The organism is Dysgonomonas sp. Shenzhen-Wh21, from assembly GCF_043392705.1.
GTDB lineage: Bacteria > Bacteroidota > Bacteroidia > Bacteroidales > Dysgonomonadaceae > Dysgonomonas.
In genome coordinates this window covers 1-5,735 of the sequence record NZ_JAIXHZ010000106.1, presented here as the reverse complement: position 1 = coordinate 5,735, position 5,735 = coordinate 1, and the positions used below count along the sequence as shown (strand labels likewise).

Sequence of the window (5,735 nt, the reverse complement as noted above, 5' to 3'; positions counted from 1 at the left end):
TTGTAATCCGAAAAAAACTAAACAATAATAACATTTAGCAGACCCTTCCCGCCTGCATAATCTATAGCTGAACTATACTTATACTCCTCCGGCTTATCAACAATTTCGGCTATCACTGGATTTTGGTGAATATAATTTAATTTTTGTACTAAATAGTCATACATATAAATAGGTTGCATATCGTTCCCATCTTGCCAAAAATGATAATTCTTAATCTTCTTATCGTTTCGTGCAGCGTACTCAAAACGGTTTAACATCCATTCGCGACGCGACTCCTGAATGTCGCTTTCTAACGAACTAATAATTTCCTTATTTGTATGTTTCTTGAAATCACGCAGAATGTCACTCATCGTATTTTCCCCTTCTGTACTTACAATCATATGCAAATGATTACTCATTAATACCCAGGCATATATTAATAAGCCCTTGTTTTGTTGGCAGTATTGCAATGACTCTATTATGATATGTTTATATTGTGGACGAGTAAAGATATCAACCCAATCGACAACTGTAGTTGTTGTAAAATATATATCTTGTGTTATTCGGTTTTGTATATTTATCATTATTCTATTGCGGATTACAAATCCTGCTAATATATCCTTTCGGATTGCAAATCCGAAAGGACGGTGAGTTTGACATGCTATCGTTCTTGTGGATTTGCAATCCGCAAGTTAGGTTTCGTCTTCGTTGCAGGGGATTTGTAATCACCTGCGTTCTATTATAAGGATTTACAATCCGAAAAATAAATCATGAGGGATTTGCAATCACTTATTCTAATACTATGCCAACTCGCTCAACTCCAGCCAACGCATTGTTTTTTCTTCTATCTCCTCTATCAGTTGACTGATACGACTCGATTTCTGTAACAATTCATCGGTAGATAATGTACCGCTGGATAATTCATTTTCAAGGTTCGCTTTCTCTTCTTCGAGTTGCGGTATCAGCGTATCGAGTTCTTCAAATTCACGCTTTTCTTTGAACGACAGCTTTTTCTTTTCGTCATTCTTAGGCTGCACCTGTTGCACCTTTTCTTCTTTAGGCTTCGCAGCCTGTTCCTTTTCTTTTTCAAGAAGGTCCTGCACCTCTTTCCACTCACGGTACTGAGTATAGTTGCCGGGAAAATCTTTTATACGTGCACTTCCCTGAAAAGCAAGCAAGTGATCTACAACCTTATCCATAAAATAGCGGTCGTGCGATACCACAATCACACAGCCTTTGAACTGTTGAAGGTATTCTTCGAGAATATTGAGCGTGACGATATCCAAATCGTTGGTAGGCTCGTCCAACACCAAGAAGTTCGGGTTGGTTATCAAGACCGTACAGAGATACAGACGACGTTTTTCTCCTCCCGAAAGCTTATAGACAAAATTGTGCTGTTTTTCGGGTGGGAAGAGAAAATGTTGTAGAAATTGCGATGCTGTCAGTCTGCTGCCATTGCCCAAATCTATCACCTCAGCTATATTCTGAACCACATCAAGAACCTTCATCTGTTCGTCAAACTTCAGTCCGTCCTGACTATAGTAACCGAATTTTACAGTTTCGCCAATATCGAAACCTCCTTTGTCGGGAGCAACCTCCCCCATCAGCATTTTGATGAAAGTAGATTTCCCCGTACCGTTATTTCCTACAATACCCAGTTTTTCGTATCGGGCAAACACATAATTAAAATCTTCGAGTATCTTAATATCTCCAAAGGATTTGTAAACATGCTGCGCTTCGAAAATCTTATTACCGATATATGTACCTTTCATCTGCAATTGGACATTACCGGCATCACGCACCTGCTGGGCTTTCTTTTCCAAGTCGTAGAATGCATCGATCCTCGACTTCGCCTTCGTAGCACGGGCTTGCGGTTGACGCCGCATCCACTCCAGCTCTTTACGCAGAATATTGTTAGCACGATCCAACTCGGCATTCTGAGCAGAAATACGCTCGTCTCGCTTCTCGAGATAGTAGGAAAAATTCCCCTTATACTGATACAACTGTTGTTGATCTATCTCTATGATTTCGTTACATACACGATCGAGAAAATAGCGGTCGTGCGTTACCATCAACAAACTCAAACGTGAACGTTGAAGGTATTCTTCGAGCCACTCTACCATATCGAGGTCGAGGTGGTTGGTAGGCTCATCGAGAATAATAAGATCGGGTTCGGTAATCAGCACATTGGCGAGAGCCACACGTTTGAGCTGTCCTCCCGACAGCTGCGATATTTTTTGTTCGAAATCGGTAATTTTCAGTTGTCCCAAAATCTGCTTTGCACGATGCTCGTAGTCCCATGCCTGCAAAATATCCATCTTCTGCAAGATTGCATCAAGCCCCGAATGGTCTTTCGAGTTGATTACCCTTTCGTATTCGGCAATGAGGTCTGTAACATCATTCCCCGAATGGAAACACGCTTCTAGCACCGTCAGGTTTTCGGGATAGGCAGGATCTTGTTCTAGATACGCAACACGCAAGTCGCGACGAAAAACAACAGCTCCGCTATCGTAAGGTTCTTTTCCTGTGAGGATATTCAACAAGGTGGTCTTGCCCGACCCATTTTTTGCGATCAGCCCGATGCGTTCGCCTTCGGCTATACCGAATGATATATCACGAAACAAAACCAGATCACCAAAGCTTTTTGTAAGTCCTTCTACTTGCAGGAAAGAAGCCATATATATTTTGAGTTATAAATTGAAAACTATTTTCTAAACCGAGATTGTATTTCTAATCATCGCAAAGGTAACCAAAAAAAGAACTGCCTGATATTATAAGTAACGTAAAACGTTATCACCACAGATCATATACTATCTGTCAAGCAGACTACAGGAAGTATTTTTGGTCATTAGCATCTAAAATAAGACAAGAATATTTTCAAATCCACTGGTGTAAAAAAAGTGATTTTTCCTTTAGGGTTTTTCTTTTCTCAACGATCATATTATGTATACGGTCATTTTAGTCTATCACTTTAAAGTATCGACAATCATCATGAAGACACAATTTCTTAGCAGCTTCGTTGCTCTGTTTATTTTCGGAGTCATTCACCTGAATGCTCAGTGCGACCACCAACATCATGGGCATATCTGTACAAAAGCTTATGCTGCAACAGATCCCTCCGCTCCCCTTACCCCTTACGAATTTGAACGCAGAAGCCTCAACGATGATGACATACTGATTGAGATACTCTATTCGGGTATCTGCCACTCAGACATACATACCGTTAAAGGCGACTGGGGACAAGTAGCCTATCCGCTGGTTCCGGGACATGAGATTGTGGGCAAGGTAGTGAAAGCAGGCAAGAATGTTGCTAAGTTCAAAGTCGGAGATTATGCAGGCGTGGGTTGTATGGTCAACTCATGCGGAGAATGTTACTACTGCAAAGCGGGTGAAGAACAATATTGCACCAAAGGGGCTACTTATACCTACAGCAGTAAGGAAGGTGACGGATATACGCAAGGCGGATACTCAAACAATATTGTTGTCAGAGAATCTTTTGCGATAACCATACCGAAAGGTGCTCCGCTCGAAAAGATAGCGCCTCTCTTATGTGCGGGTATTACTACCTATTCGCCGTTGAAATATAACAAGGTGAAGGCGGGCGATAAGGTTGCCGTTGCGGGTTTTGGAGGATTGGGACATATGGCTGTGCAATATGCGGTGAAGATGGGAGCCGAAGTCACTGTTTTCGACATTACCGAAGACAAACGTGAGGCTGCCGCCAAACTGGGTGCGGTAAGATATGTAAACACAAAAAATGCAGACGAATCGAAAGGTTTGGAAGGTACATTCGATCTCATCTTGAGCACAATCCCTGTTTCGTTCAGTGTAGAATCGTATCTATCGATGCTAAAAGTAGATGGCACAATGGTTCTGATTGGTGTTCCGGCGATCAAAGATATGCCATCTGTGCAAACTTGGGCTCTGCAAGGACGCAAGAAAATATATGGAACGTTGATCGGCGGCATACGCGAGACACAGGAAATGATGGATTACTCGGTCGCTAACAACATTTACCCAATGGTAGAGATTATACCGATACAACAGGTAAATGAAGCATACAAAAATGTACTGACCGGAAAAGTTCAATTCCGTTACGTTATAGACATATCATCTTTGAGATAAGAGTTTTGCTGAATTCAATAAGCTTTTTATGCTTGGAGGCTGATAAGGATTTTTCATCCTATCGGCCTTTTTCTATAATGAAGCAAACAGTTGGTGCAATATCGGTATCAGCAATGCAGTCATTACCCCCATCAGACCGATGGCAAGCCCACTCAATGCGCCCTCTATCATCCCCATTTCCATCGCTTTGGCTGTACCTACCCCGTGCGACGAAGCTCCCATCGCCAAGCCTCTGGCAACACTGCTTTTGATACCCAGCAAACGCAATATAGGAGGTCCGATAATACTTCCGAATATACCGCAGAAAAGCACAATCACCGCCGTAAGCGATACATTACCGCCCGACTGTTCGGCAATACTCATCGCAATGGGTGTAGTCACCGATTTGGGTTCGAGAGAATGGATAAGCATCTGATCGGCTCCTGTTATTCTCGCTAATAGTACCACACTGAGTATCCCCACAATGCTACCCATAAAGATAGAGGTAAGGATGGATATTACATTGCCCTTGAGGTATGCCAACTGCTCGTATAGGATATAGCCTAACGCCACAACCGAAGGCCCGAGCATAAAGCTAACAAACCGGCTGCTCTCTTCGAAAGTCCGGTAATCGATACCTGTCACCTTCAAGAATGCGATAATAATAGCAATGGCAACAATCATAGGGTGCAACAAAGCGATGCGTGTCTTCTTAAAAACCCATTGTCCGAACAGGTAACTGCCAAAAACAAGGAGAAGCGTAAATTCTGTGGATTCAAATAATGCTCTCATTTTCTTCTTCGTTCCATTTGCTGTTGAACAATAGCGACAACCACAATAACCAATACGGTACTCACCGAACAAACGATAAGTATAGACATCCAGAATTTACTGATCACACCATACGCACCCAATAAGCCTGCTCCGGCAGGAATAAAGAATATTGCCATGTTGCGGGTAAACACATTTGCTACGTCTTTTACATTGTCGGGAGAGATAGCCTTGAAGTAAAGACTGAGGAATAATAAAACCATTCCGATGATATTCCCAGGAACGAATCCTTGAATAAGATAACTGATTCCTTGTCCCAAGAAATAAAACAGGAGAATGATAAAGATACCTTTTATCATTTTCATAACGATAACCTTCTAATTAACTCGGGTACAAAGTTAGATGTTTTTTATTGATAAGCTATCAGACCTTACTCTAATTTTTCAGACAGAGTAAACTCCCTAAGTATTATTTAACTATGTAGATTTTAAAGTCATTTCAGAGGCTATAAATATCTATCAAAAACACTTTTATTTAGAAAAAACAAACTTAAAAGCACAAATATTTGTGAACTTTATATTATGTTTGTGCGTTTGTTTGTTAAAAGGGATTTAAAAAGGACACAATAATAACATTAAATAAAAAATTAAAACCAGAACAAATTTTTTAACCGTAGCACATTACAATCTGAAAAAATAATCAAATCTTAATTTTAAATATTTAAAGTATATTTTATTGTATAATAATTTATTAAATAATTGTATATGAAAAAAGTATTATTCGTTTTTATGTTTGCCTTATTGGCAATCGGAGTGCAAGCACAACAAGGTGAGAAATCAGGCGTTCTTCAAGCCTCCACCAAGATTAAAACCCCAGTTTGT

Annotated in this window: 5 protein-coding genes; 1 reads left to right on the top strand and 4 read right to left on the bottom strand. The window is 40.6% G+C overall.

The features are described 5' to 3' along the window. Nucleotides 1-17: 17 nt before the first annotated feature. On the bottom strand, nt 18-563 hold the full coding sequence (locus LDB17_RS06835) for a transposase (protein ID WP_252638539.1): 546 nt from the start codon (nt 561-563) through the stop codon (nt 18-20). A 216-nt stretch (nt 564-779) separates the two neighbouring features. Further along, entirely contained in the window at nt 780-2,657 is a 1,878-nt protein-coding gene (locus tag LDB17_RS06830; RefSeq protein ID WP_252638538.1) for an ABC-F family ATP-binding cassette domain-containing protein, read from the bottom strand. Nucleotides 2,658-2,970: 313 nt separating this feature from the next. On the opposite strand from LDB17_RS06830, the gene LDB17_RS06825 reads away from it, so the two are divergent. Next, a complete protein-coding gene (locus tag LDB17_RS06825) occupies nt 2,971-4,104 on the top strand; it encodes an NAD(P)-dependent alcohol dehydrogenase (RefSeq protein WP_252638537.1) in 1,134 nt (377 codons plus the stop codon). Between the two features lie 72 nt (nt 4,105-4,176). Here the strand turns inward: LDB17_RS06825 and LDB17_RS06820 are convergent, their stop codons facing one another. Both LDB17_RS06820 and LDB17_RS06815 read right to left on the bottom strand, forming a co-directional pair. Continuing rightward, nucleotides 4,177-4,875, bottom strand: a complete 699-nt coding sequence (locus LDB17_RS06820; protein WP_006843368.1) for an LrgB family protein — start codon at nt 4,873-4,875, stop codon at nt 4,177-4,179. Beyond that, nucleotides 4,872-5,219 carry a CidA/LrgA family protein gene (locus tag LDB17_RS06815; protein ID WP_252638536.1) on the bottom strand — a complete coding sequence of 116 codons (348 nt, stop codon included), beginning with the start codon at nt 5,217-5,219 and terminating at the stop codon, nt 4,872-4,874. Before LDB17_RS06815 ends, LDB17_RS06820 begins: the two co-directional genes overlap by 4 nt. Between the last annotated feature and the right edge of the window lie 516 nt (nt 5,220-5,735).